General features: G+C 56.6%; 19 protein-coding genes and 2 pseudogenes. 9 read left to right on the top strand and 12 right to left on the bottom strand.

The window, feature by feature from the left end:
* Window positions 1-15 precede the first annotated feature (15 nt).
* From SOM40_RS22115 to SOM40_RS22105, 3 genes are all read left to right on the top strand, one after another.
* Complete coding sequence (locus SOM40_RS22115) at window positions 16-561, top strand: fimbrial protein (protein WP_261645070.1); 546 nt, start codon at window positions 16-18, stop codon at window positions 559-561.
* A 102-nt stretch (window positions 562-663) separates the two neighbouring features.
* Window positions 664-1374, top strand: a complete 711-nt coding sequence (locus SOM40_RS22110) for a LuxR C-terminal-related transcriptional regulator (protein ID WP_261645072.1) — start codon at window positions 664-666, stop codon at window positions 1372-1374.
* A gap of 57 nt (window positions 1375-1431) precedes the next feature.
* Window positions 1432-2082, top strand: a complete 651-nt coding sequence (locus tag SOM40_RS22105; protein WP_320530881.1) for a LuxR C-terminal-related transcriptional regulator — start codon at window positions 1432-1434, stop codon at window positions 2080-2082.
* A 132-nt stretch (window positions 2083-2214) separates the two neighbouring features.
* Here SOM40_RS22105 and gorA read toward each other — a convergent pair whose 3' ends face one another.
* Window positions 2215-3567, bottom strand: coding sequence for a glutathione-disulfide reductase (gorA, locus tag SOM40_RS22100; RefSeq protein ID WP_320530882.1), 1353 nt, complete (start codon window positions 3565-3567; stop codon window positions 2215-2217).
* Window positions 3568-3637: 70 nt separating this feature from the next.
* Window positions 3638-4480 (bottom strand): 23S rRNA (adenine(2030)-N(6))-methyltransferase RlmJ, encoded by an 843-nt coding sequence (locus SOM40_RS22095; protein ID WP_320530883.1) that lies wholly within the window; start codon window positions 4478-4480, stop codon window positions 3638-3640.
* 203 nt (window positions 4481-4683) lie between these two features.
* Between SOM40_RS22095 and prlC the strand changes: the two genes are divergently transcribed.
* Both prlC and rsmJ read left to right on the top strand, forming a co-directional pair.
* Window positions 4684-6726, top strand: coding sequence for an oligopeptidase A (gene prlC / locus SOM40_RS22090; protein WP_106995300.1), 2043 nt, complete (start codon window positions 4684-4686; stop codon window positions 6724-6726).
* A 7-nt stretch (window positions 6727-6733) separates the two neighbouring features.
* The gene (rsmJ, locus tag SOM40_RS22085; RefSeq protein ID WP_106995299.1) at window positions 6734-7486 is read left to right on the top strand and encodes a 16S rRNA (guanine(1516)-N(2))-methyltransferase RsmJ; all 753 of its coding nucleotides are present in this window, start codon (window positions 6734-6736) and stop codon (window positions 7484-7486) included.
* Window positions 7487-7573: 87 nt separating this feature from the next.
* Here rsmJ and uspA read toward each other — a convergent pair whose 3' ends face one another.
* Window positions 7574-8011: a universal stress protein UspA gene (uspA, locus tag SOM40_RS22080; RefSeq protein WP_032615029.1), complete on the bottom strand. Its 438-nt coding sequence runs from the start codon at window positions 8009-8011 to the stop codon at window positions 7574-7576.
* Between the two features lie 282 nt (window positions 8012-8293).
* On the opposite strand from uspA, the gene uspB reads away from it, so the two are divergent.
* Window positions 8294-8629 carry a universal stress protein UspB gene (gene uspB, locus SOM40_RS22075; RefSeq protein WP_106995298.1) on the top strand — a complete coding sequence of 112 codons (336 nt, stop codon included), beginning with the start codon at window positions 8294-8296 and terminating at the stop codon, window positions 8627-8629.
* 58 nt (window positions 8630-8687) lie between these two features.
* Here uspB and pitA read toward each other — a convergent pair whose 3' ends face one another.
* Window positions 8688-10184 (bottom strand): inorganic phosphate transporter PitA, encoded by a 1497-nt coding sequence (gene pitA / locus SOM40_RS22070; RefSeq protein WP_106995297.1) that lies wholly within the window; start codon window positions 10182-10184, stop codon window positions 8688-8690.
* A gap of 230 nt (window positions 10185-10414) precedes the next feature.
* Here pitA and SOM40_RS22065 point away from each other — a divergent pair, with 230 nt between their 5' ends.
* Window positions 10415-11611, top strand: coding sequence for a BaiN/RdsA family NAD(P)/FAD-dependent oxidoreductase (locus tag SOM40_RS22065; protein ID WP_106995296.1), 1197 nt, complete (start codon window positions 10415-10417; stop codon window positions 11609-11611).
* Window positions 11612-11751: 140 nt separating this feature from the next.
* On the top strand, window positions 11752-12777 hold the full coding sequence (locus SOM40_RS22060; RefSeq protein ID WP_320530884.1) for a TerC/Alx family metal homeostasis membrane protein: 1026 nt from the start codon (window positions 11752-11754) through the stop codon (window positions 12775-12777).
* Window positions 12778-12911: 134 nt separating this feature from the next.
* Here the strand turns inward: SOM40_RS22060 and SOM40_RS22055 are convergent, their stop codons facing one another.
* The 3 genes and pseudogenes from SOM40_RS22055 to SOM40_RS22045 form a co-directional block, all read right to left on the bottom strand.
* Window positions 12912-13571, bottom strand: a complete 660-nt coding sequence (locus SOM40_RS22055) for an HAD family hydrolase (protein ID WP_106995294.1) — start codon at window positions 13569-13571, stop codon at window positions 12912-12914.
* Between the two features lie 94 nt (window positions 13572-13665).
* Window positions 13666-14460, bottom strand: coding sequence for an SDR family NAD(P)-dependent oxidoreductase (locus SOM40_RS22050; RefSeq protein ID WP_262661640.1), 795 nt, complete (start codon window positions 14458-14460; stop codon window positions 13666-13668).
* A 54-nt stretch (window positions 14461-14514) separates the two neighbouring features.
* Window positions 14515-14700: pseudogene (locus SOM40_RS22045) on the bottom strand (LysR family transcriptional regulator); the annotation flags it as partial.
* Between SOM40_RS22045 and SOM40_RS22040 the strand changes: the two are divergent.
* Window positions 14635-14820: pseudogene (locus SOM40_RS22040) on the top strand (phenolic acid decarboxylase); the annotation flags it as partial. The pseudogenes SOM40_RS22045 and SOM40_RS22040 sit on opposite strands and share 66 nt — an antisense overlap.
* A gap of 5 nt (window positions 14821-14825) precedes the next feature.
* On the opposite strand, the gene acpT reads toward SOM40_RS22040, so the two are convergent.
* Genes acpT through SOM40_RS22015 form a run of 5 tightly spaced genes read right to left on the bottom strand, consistent with a single transcriptional unit; the run spans window position 14826 to window position 19000 of the window.
* Window positions 14826-15407 carry a 4'-phosphopantetheinyl transferase AcpT gene (acpT, locus tag SOM40_RS22035; RefSeq protein ID WP_320530885.1) on the bottom strand — a complete coding sequence of 194 codons (582 nt, stop codon included), beginning with the start codon at window positions 15405-15407 and terminating at the stop codon, window positions 14826-14828.
* A 2-nt stretch (window positions 15408-15409) separates the two neighbouring features.
* Window positions 15410-16639 (bottom strand): beta-ketoacyl-ACP synthase, encoded by a 1230-nt coding sequence (locus SOM40_RS22030; protein ID WP_320530886.1) that lies wholly within the window; start codon window positions 16637-16639, stop codon window positions 15410-15412.
* Window positions 16636-17367 carry a 3-ketoacyl-ACP reductase FabG2 gene (locus SOM40_RS22025; protein WP_312190538.1) on the bottom strand — a complete coding sequence of 244 codons (732 nt, stop codon included), beginning with the start codon at window positions 17365-17367 and terminating at the stop codon, window positions 16636-16638. Before SOM40_RS22025 ends, SOM40_RS22030 begins: the two co-directional genes overlap by 4 nt.
* A complete protein-coding gene (locus SOM40_RS22020) occupies window positions 17364-17837 on the bottom strand; it encodes a hotdog family protein (protein WP_320530887.1) in 474 nt (157 codons plus the stop codon). Before SOM40_RS22020 ends, SOM40_RS22025 begins: the two co-directional genes overlap by 4 nt.
* Window positions 17834-19000, bottom strand: a complete 1167-nt coding sequence (locus SOM40_RS22015; RefSeq protein ID WP_320530888.1) for a beta-ketoacyl-[acyl-carrier-protein] synthase family protein — start codon at window positions 18998-19000, stop codon at window positions 17834-17836. Before SOM40_RS22015 ends, SOM40_RS22020 begins: the two co-directional genes overlap by 4 nt.

Genomic DNA, 19000 nt, shown 5'->3' with positions numbered 1-19000 from the left:
AACCGGTAAGGGAAAATGATGAAGGAATCAACGTTTTTATTGAAGAACAAGCGAAAAGCGCCAGCGTTACTTCTGGGTCTGGTGGCCGTTATAGCGTCGCATTCAGCTATTGCTGATACTCAGCTGAACATTACAGGTACCATTAAAGCCTCGCCGTGCACTATCAACGTACCTACTGGCGGGGTAAATGTGGATCTGGGGCAGAGTATTGAAGCTTCATCCCTGATTACGGCAGGCTCGGCAACTGCCTGGAAACCTATTGCAATTGAAGTGAATAGTTGCCCTGCAACGACGACGTCAGCCACCATGACGCTGAACGGTACGCCGGATAACACCGAAACCCAAATGTACAAGAACACCGGATCAGCAACTGAGGTGCAAATCGAGCTGCAAAGCGCTGCAGGTGCATCCCTGGGAAATGGCTCGACGATGGTTCAGGACATTGATTCCAAGACCAATGGCACAACCTTTAATATGCAAGCCCGTGCTTACAGCTCGGCGGGTAAAGCGACACCAGGTGACATCAACGGTGTCGTACAGCTTAGCTTTGTATACCAGTAAAAGAAGTCAGTGCGGAAACAGGACGTTTCCGCACGTAAATTAAAGCAGCATTCTCGGTCAAACTTCCGCGCGGAACGCTACTACGAATTCAAGGAAAGTAAGATGAGCAGTGTAGATAGCTCAACATCTGACCCTTTTGCATCATGCACCTCACCCTTCGATACAGTAAGGAAAGGCGTATTGATCATGGACGCATGTCCCGTCACTGCAATGGGTATCAAACGCGTATTGACGCAGTCCTGTGGGATCACAGAGCCTGTAAGCTATGTCCAAAATCTTGCCGGGATCCCGCATTGCATCGACAGCATGTTGCCAAAGTTGCTTATCATGGATCTCTGTGGTGAAAAGGAACTTATGCTTGATGGGTTGCGTTTGTTAGCCCATCTGCACGACTCACATCCTTTAATGAAAATTATAGTTTGTACTGATTTTAGCGATCATCGTGTTCTTGAACTGTTGGTGTCATCGAAGGTCAGCGGCATTTTATTGAAGCAAGAGCCAGTACTGGCTCTGGCACAGTGTGTCACCAACGCGTTGTCCGGAAAACCTCAGTGGCTGAGCCCAAGAGCAAAACTGCTGCTCTCTAAAGCGACCCCAGCCTATCCGTCGCTGACCGCCCGGGAGCTGGACGTGCTTGCCTGTCTTTTTTCAGGTCAGAGTGTTTCTCGAGTGGCACAGACGATGCATCGCAATATTCGAACTGTGAGCACACATAAGCGTAATGCAATGGTGAAACTGGGTTTTCACAATGACAGCGAACTCTTTGCTCAGGGCACCTGGATGGCAAAAGTTGGCCCCGTTGTTTGCCATTAAAGATTGTGCATATGAACCTGTGGGGGAAACTCCGGCTCAGTCAGGAGTAACGACATTATGAATTTATCTTACTCACCTGCGCGAACGGTCGCATTGATGGATAGCCAACCTCTGTCACTTTTCGGACTATCGACACTCATTCAGACCATTGATTCGACATGCGATATCCAGATCAAAGAGTCGAGCCTGGGCAAAATCGCAGAAGCAATGATGTATCAGTCCGTGGATATTCTCGTTACCGATCTTCAAAGCGCAGAAGAAGATCTGCAGCAAGGCCTGGATATTCTCTTACGTCTGGGGTCGCATTATCCCGACTTGAACGTAGTGGTATACACGTTCTGCCATGACTGCAACGCGTTGTGGAAGTTACTCAATCAACAAAACTTCAGCGTGATCGCGCGCGGTGAGTCAATGGAAGATACAGAAGGGTTCTTCAAAAAAGCGTTTGCCCACAAGCGGGTATTAAGCCCTGTAATCTGCAGCGATCTCAGCCGTATTAATCAGAAAAATGAGACAGTGTTATCCAGATTAACGCCAAGTGAAACGGATGTGCTAAAGCATCTGTTTAACGGAATGGATTTGCAGCAAGTTGCCAGTATGAAGCAATTAAGTATCAAAACTATCAGCGCGCATAAATGTAATGCAATGCGTAAACTCGGGGTACAAACTGATTCAGAACTCTTTGTTTTATTAAATAATACGTTTTAACGAGTCGTAATAATTTTTTATAATGACGTGTCGACCCGGTGAATTAACGTTTTACTGAGATCGTAAATGAAAAACTGGCAGTAAACTGCCAGTTTTCATGTATGCGCAAGGCGCCGGGCTTATTACTTTGCATTAACGCATAGTGACAAACTCTTCTGCCGCCGTCGGGTGGATCGCCACGGTATTATCGAAGTCTTTCTTGGTCGCACCCATTTTCAGCGCCACCGCAAAGCCCTGCAGGATCTCATCCATACCGAAGCCAATCCCGTGAATACCGACGATCTTCTCCTCCGGCCCGACGCAGACTAACTTCATGCGGCACGGCTGACGGTGAGCGGTTACGGCGGTATACATGGCGGTGAAGGCGGATTTATACACTTTCACCTGGTCATCGCCATAGTGCGCGCGCGCCTGCGGTTCGGTTAAACCGACGGTGCCGATTGGCGGGTGGCTGAAGACCACGGTCGGGATATTGCTGTAGTCCAGATGCTCGTCCGGTTTGTTGTTAAACAGACGCTCGGAGAGACGACGACCCGCGGCAACGGCGACCGGCGTCAGCTCAACCGCACCGGTGTTATCGCCCACCGCGTAAATGCCCGGCACGCTGGTGTTCTGGAACTTATCGACAACGATGTAGCCTTTCTCATTGGTTTTCACGCCAGTGGCGGCCAGGTTGAAGTTGTCGTTTGCCGGTTCGCGGCCAATGGCCCAGATCAGGCAATCAACGGTCTGGCTACGACCATCTTCCAGCTCCAGGGTCAGGCTACCGTCGGCGTTTTTGACGACTGCTTTTGGAATAGATTCGGTATGCAGATGCGGACCTTCTGCATTCATCACTTCCACCAGCGTATCAACGATCAGCGGGTCGAAGCTGCGCAGCGGAGCGTGTTTACGCACAAACAGATGCGCTTCTGCGCCGAGGCCGTTAATCACGCCTGCCAGCTCTACGGCGATATAACCCGCGCCCACAACGGCAACGCGTTTTGGCAGAGCAGGCAGTTCAAAGAAGCCATCGGAGTCGATGCCGTATTCCGCCCCTGGAATAGACGGGTGGCTCGGACGGCCGCCGGTGGCGATCAGGATATGATCGGCAGTGATCGTTTCGCCGTTCACTTCGATCGTTTTCGCATCAATGAAACGGGCGAAACCGCGGATCACATCGACGTTGTTCTTACCCAGCACGTTGTCGTAAGAGGTGTGAATGCGGTCAATGTAGGCGGTACGGCTGGCGATCAGACGATCCCAGTCGAAGTTATTGATGGTGGTGTCAAAACCATAGTCCGGGCCATACAGGTGGATGGCCTCACGGATCTGCGCCGCATGCCACATCACTTTTTTCGGTACACAACCGACGTTGACGCAGGTGCCGCCGAGGTCTTTCGCTTCAATCAGGGCGCACTTCTGGCCATACATGGCCGCACGGTTAATCGAGGCGATGCCGCCGCTGCCGCCGCCGATAGCGATGTAGTCATAATGCTTAGTCATGGTCTTATCCTTAATCGTTAATTGCCGCGATTGTATACCTGAAATCAATAGCTTCCACCGATTGCTGTAATTACTCAGGCACGATCCAGCTGACGGTGGCGTGGCCGGTACCGGCCGGAACCAGCTTTTTGTGCAGCCATGGCAGGACGCTATTCATCTGCGCTTCCAGCTTCCACGGTGGGTTAACCACGATCATGCCGGAGGCGGTCATGCCGCGTCGATCGCTGTCCGGAAGAACCGCCAGCTCAATTTGCAGGATCTTACGGATGCCGGTCGCTTCCAGGTCTTTGATCATGCGCTTGATTTGCGAGCGCAGCACCACTGGATACCACAGGGCATAGGTGCCGGTGGCAAAGCGTTTGTAACCTTCGTGGATGCCCGCGACCACCGCCTGATAGTCACTTTTGATCTCATACGGCGGGTCGATCAGCACCAGGCCGCGACGGGATACCGGCGGGAGCTTCGCTTTCAGCTGCTGATAACCGTCCGATTTTTCCACGCGTGCGCGGCTGTCTTTCTGGAATTCAGAGCGCAGCAGCGGGAAATCGCTCGGGTGCAGTTCGGTCAGTTGAAGGCTGTCTTGCTCGCGCAGCAGCTGGCGGGCAATCAGCGGTGAGCCCGGGTAGTAACGTAGCTGGCCGCTGCGGTTGAAGTGGTTAATCACGTTGATGTACGGCTCAAGCTCTGCCGGCAGATCGTTCTGCTGCCAGATACGGGCGATGCCCTCGAGGTATTCCCCGGTACGCTCGGCGTGTGCACTGCTCAGCTGATAGCGGCCCGCGCCAGCATGGGTATCCAGATAGAGAAAAGGTTTATCTTTCTCTTTAAGGGCCTCGATAATCAGGCTCTGAACGGTATGTTTAAGAACGTCGGCGTGGTTGCCCGCGTGAAAGCTGTGGCGATAACTGAGCATGGGTAAATGTGTTCCGATAATGTCGATTGGCCACAGTTTACAGCAGAAAGGTGCAGATTACCCGCAGGCCTGGTAAGCGCAGCCCTGGCGGGCGTTTTTCTGTCACCTCAGCCATTGAAATTCACTACACTTAACCCCATCCTGGAAACAATATGCTCGCGCAGGATGCGCGCTTCATTCACTCATTTAACAGGACAGTGCTAATGACCAATCCATTACTGACGCCTTTTTCGTTGCCACCGTTTTCCTCCATTCTGCCTGAACACGTTGTTCCCGCTGTCACCAAAGCACTGGACGATTGCCGTACCGCCGTCGAAAGCGTGGTTGCGCAGGGGGGCCCTTACAGCTGGGAAAACCTGTGTCAGCCGCTGGCGGAAGTGGATGATGTGCTTGGCCGCATCTTCTCCCCGGTCAGCCACCTGAACTCAGTGAAAAACAGCCCGGAGCTGCGCGAAGCCTACGAACAAACCCTGCCGCTGCTGTCGGAATACAGCACCTGGGTTGGGCAGCACGAAGGGCTGTACCAGGCGTACCGCGATCTCCGTGAGGGCGATAACTATGCCACCCTCAACATTGCCCAGAAAAAGGCGGTTGATAACGCCCTGCGCGATTTTGAACTGTCTGGCATCGGTCTGGCGAAAGACAAACAGCAGCGCTACGGCGAAATCGCCACCCGCCTGTCCGAGCTGGGCAATCAGTACAGCAACAACGTGCTGGACGCCACCATGGGCTGGACGAAGCTGATTACCGACGAAGCCGAACTGGCAGGTATGCCTGAGAGCGCACTGGCGGCGGCGAAAGCCCAGGCCGAGGCGAAAGAGCAGGAAGGTTACCTGTTGACCCTGGATATCCCGAGCTATCTGCCGGTGATGACCTACTGCGACAACCAGGCCCTGCGTGAAGAGATGTACCGCGCCTACAGCACCCGCGCCTCCGATCAGGGTCCGAATGCCGGTAAGTGGGATAACACCCCGGTGATGGCGGAAATCCTCGCCCTGCGTCACGAGCTGGCGCAGCTGTTGGGCTTTGACAGCTACGCGGATAAATCCCTCGCCACCAAAATGGCGGAAAATCCACAACAGGTGCTGGACTTCTTAACCGATCTGGCCAAACGCGCCCGTCCTCAGGGCGAGAAAGAGCTGGCCCAGCTGCGTGCCTTTGCCAAAGCGGAGTTCGGCGTCGATGAGCTGCAGCCGTGGGATATCGCGTATTACAGCGAGAAACAGAAGCAGCATCTTTACAGCATCAGCGATGAACAGCTGCGCCCGTACTTCCCGGAAAACAAAGCCGTTAACGGCCTGTTTGAAGTGGTGAAACGCATCTACGGCATCACCGCCAAAGAGCGCAACGATGTGGAAGTGTGGCACGACGATGTCCGTTTCTTCGAACTGTATGACGATAAAAACGAACTGCGCGGCAGCTTCTATCTCGACCTCTATGCTCGCGAAAACAAACGCGGCGGCGCCTGGATGGACGACTGCGTGGGCCAGATGCGTAAAGCCGACGGCTCGCTGCAAAAGCCAGTGGCCTACCTGACCTGTAACTTTAACCGTCCGGTCAGCGGCAAACCTGCGCTCTTCACCCATGACGAAGTGATCACCCTGTTCCACGAGTTCGGTCACGGTCTGCACCATATGCTGACCCGTATCGAAGCCGCAGGCGTGGCCGGTATCAGCGGTGTGCCGTGGGATGCGGTCGAACTGCCAAGCCAGTTTATGGAAAACTGGTGCTGGGAGCCGGACGCGCTGGCCTTTATCTCCGGCCACTACGAGACCGGCGAGCCGCTGCCAAAAGCGCTGCTGGATAAAATGCTGGAAGCGAAAAACTACCAGGCGGCGATGTTTATCCTGCGTCAGTTGGAGTTCGGCCTGTTCGATTTCCGTCTGCATGCTGAGTTCAGCCCGGAGCAGGGCGCGAAGGTGCTCGAAACCCTGGCGGAGATCAAGAAGCAGGTTGCCCTGATCCCTGGCCCGGCCTGGGGTCGCTTCCCGCATGCGTTCAGCCACATCTTTGCGGGTGGTTATGCGGCGGGTTACTACAGCTACCTGTGGGCCGACGTGCTGGCGGCAGACGCATACTCCCGCTTCGAAGAAGAGGGGATTTTCAACCGCGAAACCGGTCAGTCGTTCCTCGATAACATCCTGACCCGCGGCGGTTCCGAAGAGCCAATGGAGCTGTTCAAACGCTTCCGTGGTCGCGAGCCACAGCTGGATGCGATGCTTGAGCATTACGGCATCAAGGGTTAGTTGATTCGTGAAGATTCACTTAGTAGATGAGACAGGCGCCGGAGACGGCGCCTTATCTGTTCTGGCGGCCCGCTGGGGGCTGGAACACGATGAAGAAAACCTGATGGCGCTGGTGATGACGACAGCGCATCTGGAATTACGTAAACGCGACGAACCGAAACTCGGCGGCATTTTTGTTGATTTCGTCGGTGGCGCAATGGCCCACCGGCGCAAGTTTGGCGGCGGTCGCGGTGAAGCGGTCGCCAAAGCGGTAGGGATCAAAGGCAGCTATCTGCCGGATGTGGTGGATGCCACCGCCGGACTGGGGCGCGACGCGTTTGTGCTGGCCTCGGTGGGCTGTCGGGTGCGGATGCTGGAGCGTAACCCGGTGGTCGCCGCCCTGCTGGATGACGGCCTGGCCCGCGGCTATGCCGATCCGGAGATTGGTTCATGGTTGCAGGAGCGGTTACAGCTGATCCATGCCTCCAGCCTGACGGCGCTGACGGATATCACCCCGCGTCCGCAGGTGGTCTATCTCGACCCCATGTTCCCGCATAAGCAGAAAAGCGCGCTGGTGAAGAAAGAGATGCGGGTGTTTCAGTCGCTGGTGGGGCCGGACTTAGACGCAGATGGTCTGCTGGAACCTGCTCGCCTGCTGGCAACGAAGCGGGTAGTGGTTAAACGTCCGGACTATGCCCCGCCGTTGGCGGAGGTCGCGACGACCAATGCGGTGGTGACCAAAGGGCACCGGTTTGATATTTATTCCGGTACCCCGGAATAAAAAAGCCGGGTGGCGGCTTCGCCTTACCCGGCCTACGGTTTGGTTTTGTAGGCCCGGTAAGCGTTAGCGCCACCGGGCATTTCGCACTTACTCGTCGTCTTCGTCGCGCAGCGGCACAATCAGCATATCTACGTGCACGGTGTTAATCAGCTGACGCGCTGAGGACATCAGCTTGCTCCAGAAGTCCTGGTGATGGCCGCAGACCACCAGATCCATATCGTATTTCTTGATTGCATCGACCAGCACCTGACCCAGGTCGCCGCTGCCGCTCAGGGTTTCGGTGATTGGATAGCCCGCGTTGGTGGAGAGCTCGGTCAGCGCCTGGTGAGTCTCTTCGGAGATACGCTTCTGCATGTCGCCCAGATTCACATCAATCAGGCCGGTATAGAGATCGGAGTAGTTAACGTCCACGTGAATTAAGGAAACTTTCGCATTGTACGGACGCGCCATGGATACCGCTTTATCAACCAGCACCTTGCTCTCCGGGGAGAGGTCAACCGCGATAAGAATGTGTTTATAAGCCATAGTGTTACTCCTTCCTTAAGTTATCGATGACCAATGCGTTTAGCAGTCGTCTACCTGCTTTCATTACGGCCCAGTTAAACAAAATTTTCAAGCATTGGTGTTGATAACGATTAACCTTGTGGCAAAAAAATTAGCGGATCTCCTACACTATGAATAAGCCGTTCGGATACTAAAATGTGAAGCCGATCGGCTTTTGAGTCTCTCTTTCACTGAACCGTCTGTCAGGGCATGGGTGCGGTAGTCCCGAAGCATTGCTTCGCGGGCGGACGCCGGGGAGGAAGTATGATTAGCACCGTCGCATTGTTTTGGGCGTTATGTGTGGTTTGCATCGTGAATATGGCGCGTTATTTCTCGTCCTTACGCGCGCTATTAGTAGTACTTCGTGGCTGCGATCCGTTGCTTTATCAGTATGTCGACGGTGGGGGCTTCTTCACCTCGCATGGGCAACCCAGTAAACAGATGCGCCTGGTGTGGTATATCTATGCCCAGCGTTATCGCGATCATCATGATGATGAGTTTATCCGCCGCTGCGAGCGCCTGCGCCGTCAGTTCATTCTGACCAGCGCGCTGTGCGGCCTGGTGGTGGTGAGCATGGTGGCTCTCCTCATCTGGCATTGAGCGCAAAAAAAGCGGGCCAGTTACCTGACCCGCTTTTAGCGTTGTTATCTGCCTGCGATTAGAGGAATTGCAGGGAGGTCCAGTACAGACCGCCAGACAGCAGAATGGAAGCCGGCAGGGTAAACACCCAGGCCATCAGAATGCTGGTCACGGTTTTGCGCTGCAGACCGCCGCCATCAACCAGCATGGTACCCGCCACGGACGAGGAGAGAACGTGGGTAGTGGATACCGGCATACCGGTGTAGCTTGCCAGACCGATAGAGACCGCTGCCGTCATCTGAGCAGACATCCCCTGGGCATAGGTCATGCCTTTCTTACCGATCTTCTCGCCAATCGTTGTCGCCACGCGACGCCAACCGACCATCGTACCGAGACCCAGCGCCAGCGCCACCGCCATGATGATCCAGATCGGTGCGTACTCGATGGTATTCAACATGTCGACTTTCAGCTTCTTCAGCAGACGTTTGTCGTCAGCAGAAACTTCCGGCAGTTTGGACACTTTTTCGGTCACGTCGGAGATGCACAGCATGATACGACGCATCTGGCCACGCTGCTCAGGCGTGAGCTTGTCGTAGCTTTCAACATCGGTCAGCATGCCTTTCGCCCGCTCCAGCGCGTTGATCGCATTGGCCGGATGGCAATGGAACTCAGCCGGTTGGGTTGCGCCTGCTTCCGGAGAAGGGATCAGCTGATCAACGCCGGTCGCTTTTTTCAGCAGGTCAGGACGCTGCTGGAAATAGGTTTCGACGTTGTTGATTGCGTCACGGGTACGGGTAATTTCGTAGCCGGTGGCATTCATATTCACCACGAAGCCCGCCGGTGCCACGCCGATCAGCACCAGCATTACCAGACCAATCCCTTTCTGACCGTCGTTCGCGCCATGAGAGAAGGCCACGCCGATAGCAGAGACGATCAGGGCAATACGCGTCCAGAATGGCGGCTTTTTCTTACCGTCTTTCTTTTCACGCTCGGCTGGCGTCAGGTGGATACGGGCACGTTTTTTGGTGCCGCTCCAGTAACGACGCAGCAGGAAGATCAAACCACCCGCGACAACCAGACCGACAATCGGAGAAATAATCAGTGAACCGAAGATACCTATGACTTTAGGGATATTCAGCGCGTCCACCACAGACGTACCGGTCATCAGCGCATTGGTTAAACCAATACCGATGATGGCGCCGATCAGTGTGTGAGAACTGGATGCTGGCAGGCCGAAATACCAGGTACCGAGGTTCCAGATAATTGCAGCAAACAGCAGCGAGAACACCATGGCCAGGCCATGGCCGGAACTGACATTGAGTAGCAGATCCGTTGGCAGCATATGCACAATGGCGTAGGCTACGCTCAGACCTCCCAGAAGAACACCAAAGAAGTTAAACACCGCGGCCATCACAACCGCAACTTGCGATCGTAAAGCACGAGTGTAGATAACCGTTGCGACTGCGTTCGCAGTGTCATGGAAGCCGTTAATCGCTTCGTAGAACAATACAAAGGCCAGAGCAAGCAAGAGTAAAAGCCCGGTATGAAAATCCAGGCCAGCAAACAAATGTAGCATAGGACGTTACGCCATCTTGAGGACATGAACGCGGCGCATTATCCAGGACAAATGCGCAACGGGCAAAGTGAAATATAGACTTTTTTTGATTTGCCTACTGACATAAGCGTAGCAGTAAAAGAATTATTTATTAAATTTCAATTAAATGAATGAGATCGCGGATATTTAAGCTGGAACGCTTCTTGAGGAAACTTTACAATTCGCGCCCTCAAAATCAGGAGAATCGAGACGTGGAAAAGTATGATGCCATTATTATTGGCGCCGGTGCGGCAGGTTTATTCTGTGCGGCGATGGCCGGACAGGCAGGGCGCCGGGTTCTGCTGCTCGATAACGGCAAAAAACCAGGTCGTAAGATCCTGATGTCTGGCGGGGGCCGCTGTAATTTTACTAATCTTTATATCGAACCCGCGGCTTATTTGAGTCAGAACCGTCATTTCTGCAAATCTGCACTGGCACGCTACACCCAGTGGGACTTTATTGACCTGGTAGGTAAACACGGTATCGCCTGGCATGAGAAAACTCTCGGCCAGCTGTTTTGCGACGACTCGGCGCAACAGATTGTCGATATGCTGGTAGCCGAGTGCGAAAAAGGCCAGGTTACCTTGCGTTTGCGCAGCGAAGTGCTGGAAGTTGCCCGCGATGAGACGGGTTATACCCTGCAGCTGAACGGTGAAACGGTGAGTGCGGAAAAGCTGGTGATCGCCAGCGGCGGGCTCTCAATGCCAGGGCTGGGCGCGTCGCCGTTTGGCTATAAAATTGCCGAACAATTTGGCCTGAAGGTGCTCCCGACCCGTGCCGGTCTGGTGCCGTTCACCCTGCATAAACCCTTACTGGAGCAGCTGCAAACGCTCTCCGGCGTCTCGGTACCTTCGGTGATTGCCGCTGAAGACGGCACCGTATTTCGTGAGAACCTGCTCTTTACCCACCGCGGTCTCTCCGGCCCGGCGGTACTGCAAATCTCCAGCTACTGGCAGCCGGGGGAGTTCGTCACCGTCAATCTGGTGCCGGATTGCGATCTTCAGAATTTCCTCGACGAACAGCGCGCGGCGCACCCTAACCAGAGCCTGAAAAACACCTTAGCCATGCAGCTGCCGAAGCGGCTGGTGGAGTGCCTGCAGCTGCTGGGGCAGATTCCCGATGTGTCGCTGAAGCAACTCAACAGCCGTGACCAGCAGGCGCTGGTGGAAACCTTAACCGCCTGGCGCGTGCAGCCCAACGGCACCGAAGGCTATCGCACCGCGGAAGTGACCCTCGGCGGCGTCGACACTAACGAGCTTTCGTCCCGCACCATGGAGGCCCGCAATGTGCCGGGACTCTATTTTATCGGGGAGGTGGTGGACGTGACCGGCTGGCTGGGCGGGTATAACTTCCAGTGGGCGTGGGCCAGCGCCTGGGCCTGTGCTGAAGCCCTGGCAGCGGGTGAATAAAAACGCAGAACTACGTTAATGTAAGGTAAAATACGGCGGTTTACTTTTTAAGGGGAGAAGGTCGTTAACGGTCCCCCCTTTTTCTTTACTGGCTTCGCCAGTCTGCATGGTTTGTATTTTGTCTTCAAAAAGGGTTGTGTATGTCATCTGCTCATCTCGGTTTCCCGACGGAAACCGTTGTTGTATTTGTGGTTATGGCTGTCGGGGCGATGTTTATCGACCTCTTCATGCATCGCCATGACAAACCGATTTCACTGAAAAGTGCCGCGCTCTGGTCGATCTTCTGGGTAATGACCGCGATGGCGTTTGCCGGGTTCCTGTACGTTCATCACGGTGCCGAAGTGGCGAGCCTGTTCCTCACCGGTTATGCGCTGGAGGAGGTGCTCTCCGTTGATAACCTGTTCGTGATGATGGCGATTTTCGCCTGGTTCGGCGTGCCGGATCAGTATCGTCACCGGGTGCTCTACTGGGGGGTGATTGGCGCTATCGTCTTCCGCGGGATCTTCGTCGCCATCGGCACCAGCTTGCTGAGCCTCGGGCCGTACGTGGAAGTAGTCTTTGCCCTGATTGTGGCCTGGACGGCGGTAATGATGCTCAAGCGCGGCGAAGAGCAGGACGCGATCGAAGATTACTCTCAGCACCTGGCTTACCGGGCGGTCAAACGCTTCTATCCGATCTGGCCGAAAATCACCGGCAACGCTTTCCTGTTGAGCCAGAAAGAGGTGGATGCCGAGCTGGAAAAACCGGAGAACCAGGATGTGATGGTCGGACGGGTGAAGAAGGCGAAGCGCTATGCCACGCCGCTGCTGCTCTGCGTGGCGGTGGTGGAGCTTTCCGACGTGATGTTCGCCTTTGACTCGGTACCGGCGATCATCGCCGTCAGCCGCGAGCCGCTGATCATCTACAGCGCGATGATGTTTGCGATCCTCGGCCTGCGTACCCTCTATTTTGTACTTGAGGCGCTGAAGCAGTACCTGGTGCATCTGGAGAAAGCGGTGATCGCGCTGCTGTTCTTCGTGGCCTTTAAGCTCGGCCTGAACGCTACGGATCACTTCTGGCATCACGGCTATGGCATCGGGGCCACGGCGAGTCTGTTAGTGGTGCTGGGCGTGCTGGCGATGGGGATTGTGGCGAGCCTGCTGTTCCCGGGGAAACGGGAAGCCTGAGTGCTATTGCCCGGCGGCGCTGCGCTTGCCGGGCCTACAAGGGAAACGTGCGGGCTGTTGCCCTCACCCTGCCCCTCTCCCACGGGGAGAGGGCACAAACATTAAAAAAGGCAACTTACGTTGCCTTTTTGCTTTTATTTAATGGGTGAATTCCGGCGCGCACGCGGCGGGTGGAAATGGCGCCAGTGCGGATCCTGCGCAGCAGCCAGCAGTTCATGATCGCCGCGGGTATCGCCCCAGGCGCGCACATGGTAATTGTTCAGGCTGCCGTAGACGTTCTCCAGCCGCGCCACTTTCTGCGCACAGCGGCAGTTATGCCCGGTGATCCGCCCGGTCAGCTTGCCGTCTTTCACTTCCAGCTGGGTGCCAATAAGCTTAATGCCGAGCTTGTCGGCCCAGGGCTGCAATACCAGCGCCGGTGATGCCGAACAAATCGTCACTTCCGCACCGGAGTTCACTTCCGCGGCCACCGCCAGTACGCCCTGCGGGCGCATCAGCTTGTTCCAGTATTTCTCGCAGAACAGTTCTGCCTGCTGACGCAGCCAGCGCTCATCCACGCCGGTCAGGAAGGTCCGAATCAGCACCTCTTTCAGCTCGTCACGGGTCAGCTTGCGGCGCACACAGTGAATGGTCGGTAAGGCCATTCGCACCAGGCGACCGGCAAAATAGCGTTTGCCGAACGCAAAGCGTAAGAAAGGGATAAAGCTGTCGTGATGCGTCAGCGTGCCGTCGAAATCAAATACGGAAAGCACGCTGGATTTTGCCACTGCCTCATCGGCAATCATATTGGTCATAACGAAGTCTTAGCTGAAATATAGATTCTGCCCCCAGTTTACCTGCTTTAGCAGCAGATGCCACCCGCCAGCGGACGGGCGGCTACTGGCACGGCTAGATAATATCGTCCACCACGCCGCCATCGACGCGCAGCGCCGCGCCGGAGGTAGCAGACGCCTGCTGGGAACAGACATAGACCACCATGTTCGCCACCTCGTCTACCGTGGCAGCCCGCTGAATGACCGAGCTTGGGCGGTGAGCCATGACGAACTCTTTCGCCAGCGTCTCCAGCGATTTCCCGGTTTTCTCTATCTCGTCTTTCATCATCTCCGCGAAGCCGTCCGACATCGTCGGGCCTGGCAAGACGCTGTTCACGGTGACACCGCTGCCGGCGACAAATTTGGCCAGCCCGCGCGCCAGTGACAGCTGGGCGGTTTTCGTCACGCCGTAGTGGATCATGTCTGCCGGAATATTGCAGGCCGACTCTGAAGAGATAAACACCACCCGGCCCCAGCCTTTTTGCACCATGCCGGGCAGCAGGGCGCGGGACAGACGTACCCCGGACATCACGTTGGTTTGCCAGTAGTTATTCCAGGTCTCGTCGTCGGTGGCGTAAAAATCCTGCGGCCCGTAAATTCCGGCGTTGTTCACAAGAATATCGACGCCAGAGGCGACCTTCAGCAGTTCCTCCACGCCGTCAGCGGTGCTGAGATCGGCCATCGCCGCCCGCACCTGCACGCCGGGTATCGCCTGCTGCAGCTCCTGGATGCCCCGGTTGACCGAGTCGATGCTGCGTCCGTTAACAATCACCTCTGCGCCGCTTTCCGCCAGCCCTCTGGCGATGGCGAAGCCAATGCCGCCGGTGGAGGCGGTTACGAGCGCCACTTTCCCCGTAAGATCGATTTTCATGGTCTGCTCCATGTCATAGTTGAAGTTCAGACCGTTAAGCGTAGCAGTTCACCTTTACGACGGCTGGCTGAAGAGGTGCAGTAAGGTTTCAACCTGTTCGTCGAGCGGGGCGAGCGTGCGTTTTACAATCAGATGCAGCGGTGTGGCTCGGCGCGTGCCGTGGTTCAGGGGCACTGTTTTCAGAACGATCATATTCCGCTGATGGTCTCTTATCGCGAGGCGGGCCCGGCCTACCCAACCGAGGTCATTGATGAGTTCGCCACCATTACCTTTGTGCGCGACTGCGGTGCCAATAACGATGCTGTCATTGACTGTGCTGCCAGCGAGCTGCCGGCAGACTTTCCGAATAATTTGAAATAAGCGGGTTACAGAACCTGAAGTGCACCGTTATGAAGAGTGAAGGGCGTTGGCGTACAGACGGCGAGGCTGAGTTCGCCGTGCTGGAAATGGCTGACGCTCAGCGCAGAGGTAAAGGTGCTGTCGACGCTGACAATCTGCCAGGCGCTGCCGCCGCGCTGTTTAACAATCGCCTCTTTGCGGGTCCAGATGCGCCAGAAAGCCGACAGTTTTGCCTCCGGCGCCTCCCGCTCCAGCTCGTCATGTTCCGCGACGCTAAAGACGGCATTCGCCAGCGCCTGCCAGTTATCCCGGGGGCGGATCACTTCGATGTCGCAGCCCACTTCCCCCTCATCGCTTAACAGCAGGGCGATATCATCCCCGCTGTGGCTCAGGTTAAACCAGTACGGATGGGCATCAACGAACGCGGGTTTCCCCTGTTCTCCGAAGATGATTTCCGGCACAGGGGAGGGCGACAAGGCCCGGGCGAGCAGAGTTCGCCCGGCCAGCCAGGGGTTGCGACGCGCCCCCTGGGGCGCCTGTTCGGCCAGCACTGACGCCAGAGGGTCAGTGCTGAGGGTAGAAATTTTTCCCAGTACAAACTGGTACATAGTCACGCCCAGCGTTTAATGATTATAGAAGTGTTGATGCCGCCGAACGCGAAGTTATTGCTTTGTAGATATTCGCAGTCAATATGACGGGCTTTTCCCATAATATAATCTAATGCACCGCATTGCTCATCTGGTTGTCTTAAATTGATGGTCGGAACGAACCAGCCCTCGCGCATCATTTCCAGGCTCATCCAGGCTTCCAGCGCCCCGCAGGCCCCCAAAGTATGACCGAAATAGCTCTTCAGGGATGAAATCGGCACGTTGTCGCCAAACAGCGCTGCAGTCGCCAGGCTTTCGGCAATATCACCCCGATCGGTCGCCGTACCGTGCGCGGAAATGTAGCCCATATCCCGCGGACCCAGCCCGGCAATCTTTAGCGACTTCTCCATACAGATTTGCATTGTCTCCCGCTGCGGCTGGGTAATATGTGCCGCGTCGCAGTTGGTGGCGAAGCCGACAATTTCCCCGTAGATGGTGGCCCCACGTGCCTTCGCATGCTCCAGCTCCTCCAGGATCAAGGTCCCGGCGCCTTCGCCAATCACCAGCCCGTCGCGCTGGGTATCGAACGGCGAAGGGGTGGTTTTAGGGGCCTCGTTGCGCTGGCTGGTGGCGAACAGGGTATCGAATACCGCGGCCTCTGACGGACACAGCTCCTCTGCGCCTCCCGCGACCATCACCGTCTGATAACCGTGACGAATGGCTTCCCACGCATAACCGATCGCCTGGCTGCCGGAGGTACAGGCGCTGGAGGTCGGGATCACCCGACCGCGCAGGCCGAAGAACAGCCCGGTATTAACCGCTGTGGTGTGCGGCATCATCTGCACGTAGGTGGTGCCGGTGATGTTGTTGGTGTGCTTCTCGGTGAGCATGGTGGCGAACTCGCTCACCGGGCCGGTACTGCCGGTGGACGAGCCGTAGGCAATCCCGGTTTCGCCGTTAGTTAACACCGGATCGCCAATCAATCCGGCCTGCTCCAGCGCCAGTTCGGTGGCACGGGTCGACATCAGCGACACGCGACCCATGGCGCGGATACGCTTGCGGGTGTAGTGCTCCGGCAGGGTAAAATCGTCGATCGGCGCGCCCAGCAGGGTGTGCAGACCGTCATATACCGTCCACTCCGGCATCTTGCGCACCGCGTTTTCATAGTTCAGTAAGCGGGCCGAAACCGACTGCCAGTCTTCACCGAAGGCGGTGACGCCGCCCATGCCTGTAATCACCACGCGACGTGTCATAGCATTCCTCCATTAATGGAAATGACCTGGCGGGTGACATAGCCCGCGATATCAGACATCAGATAACTGGCCAGCCCGGCGACTTCATCCGCCTGACCCATACGTTTCATCGGGATCATCGCCATCGCCTCCTGCAGCGCGGCTTCCTCCATTTCGATCATCCCGGTATCAATCAACCCGGGCGCAATGCAGTTGACGGTAATTTTGCGCTTCGCCAGCTCAATCGCCAGCGCTTTGGTGGCCCCGATAATGCCCGCTTTCGCTGCGCTGTAGTTCACCTGGCCGCGATTGCCCATCATTCCGGAAACGGACGACAGGGTAATAATACGTCCACCCTTACGGGTACCTATCATCGGCATCATGCAGGGGTGAATGACATTGTAAAAGCTGTCGAGGTTGGTATGGATCACGCTATCCCAGTCATCGTCGCTGAGCGCCGGGAACGCGCCATCGCGGGCAATCCCGGCGTTACTGACCACGCCATACCAGGCACCGTGGGTGGCGATCTCCTGCTCCAGCACCTCGCGGCACTGTTCACGGTTACCAACATCAAACGACAGCACGCGCCCGTTCCCCCCCGCCTGTTCGATGGCGCTCAGGGTGTCCTGCGCGCCTGCGACATCACGGTGATAGTGTACGCCGACGGTAAATCCGTCAGCAGCCAGTTTCATGGCGATGGCCCGGCCAATGCCTTTGCTGGCACCGGTGACCAGAACGGAACGACTCATGCGCGTGCTCCCTGATTGAAAAGCGAGGTTAATTCTTCCTGGCTGGGCTGAAAGGTATTCACCCGACCGGTCGCCAGAATGGCATCATCGGCAGATATCGCACACTCGAAACTGCCAAAGCGTTCATCCTGCATCAATAATTTAACGGTGACGGTCAACAGGCTGTTGGCCGCAAACTGGCCTGCGGCGCATACCAGTTCGCGGGCACCCAGTACCATGCCGAGTGTGATGGTGCTTTGGCCCTGCTGCTGACGATGCCAGCCAGACCAAACCCCCACGGTCTGGGCCATCAGTTCCAGCGCGTACCAGCCCGGCAGATCGCCTGTGGCATTGAGGAACGGGGCCAACACGCCCTGGCTGTTGACGGTCACCCGGCAGACCGCCGATTCTTCGGTGATGTGTTCGACCGACTCCAGCAGCAGCATCGGCGCGTCATGGGGCAGGTAGGCCACCGGTGATAAATAATTCATGACACTCTCCCCAGCAGGATGCTGGCGTTATTGCCGCCAAAGGCGAATGAATTGGACAAAATCACCGCTTTTTTCAGCGCGATGGGCTGATGCAGCACGCCGCAGGCTGCGAGGGTCGGATCCGGCGCATAGCGATCAAAATCCTGGGCGGGCAGCGGCAGGTCGCGGGTCAGGATCAGCCAGCTCAGCGCGGCCTCGGTGATCCCCGCCGCGCCCAGCGTGTGGCCGGTCAAATGTTTGGTTGAGCTGCAGGGCACCGCCTCGCCAAACAGATCATGCACCACCCGGGATTCAATCTGATCGTTAAGCGGGGTCGCGGTGCCGTGCAGATTGATGTAGCCCACCTCATCCGGGGTTAATCCGGCGTCGTTCAGCGCCTGGGTAATGGCGCGGATCGCCCCTTCACCTTGCGGGTGCGGGGCAGAAATATGATACGCATCGCTCGACTCACCGGTTCCCAGCAGCGCCACCGGCTGCGGCTCGCGGGTGAGAACCATCAGGGCTGCCGCTTCGCCAATGGTGATCCCCCGTCGGTCACGGCCAAACGGCTCGCACAGCGTGGTGGAGAGCGATTCGAGGCTGCTAAAGCCATTCACCGGCATCCGGCTCAGCGTGTCTGCCCCGCCAACGATGGCGATATCCACCAGCCCGGCATCAATCAGCCGACGCCCGCTGATGATCGCCCGCGCGCTGGAGGAGCAGGCGGTCGACAGGGTATAAGCCGGGCCTTGCAGATCCAGCCAGTTCGCCAGAAAGCGCGACGGATCGCCCAGCTCCTGCTGCGCGTACCGCCAGTTAACGCTGGTTTCACCGTTATGCGTAAGGCGCACATGCGCGTCGCCCTCGTCGAGCCCGGAGGTGCTGGTGCCCATGACCACCGCCACCCGGTCGCGGCCGTAACGGGCAATGGCCTCATCGACGACAGGCTGGATCTGCGCCAGCGCGGCAAGCAGCAGCTGATTGTTGCGCGAGCGATGCACGGCAGCGCTATCCGGGATCGCAGGCAGCTCGCCGTCGACGCCGCCGAGCACCGCGTCCTGACCCTGCAGCCAGCCGCTGCGCAGACGCATCCCCGGGGCCACGCCCCGCGTCAGGTTAGCGGCTATCTCATCAGGCGAATTGCCCAGCGCGTTGACCAGGCCCACGGCAGAAATGTAGATCAT

It is taken from the genome of Leclercia sp. CFBP8987 (assembly GCF_034044995.2).
GTDB classification, from domain to species: Bacteria; Pseudomonadota; Gammaproteobacteria; order Enterobacterales; family Enterobacteriaceae; genus Enterobacter; species Enterobacter tamurae.
Note: the sequence above shows the minus strand (reverse complement) of the source record. Positions and strands in the feature narration are given on the sequence as shown.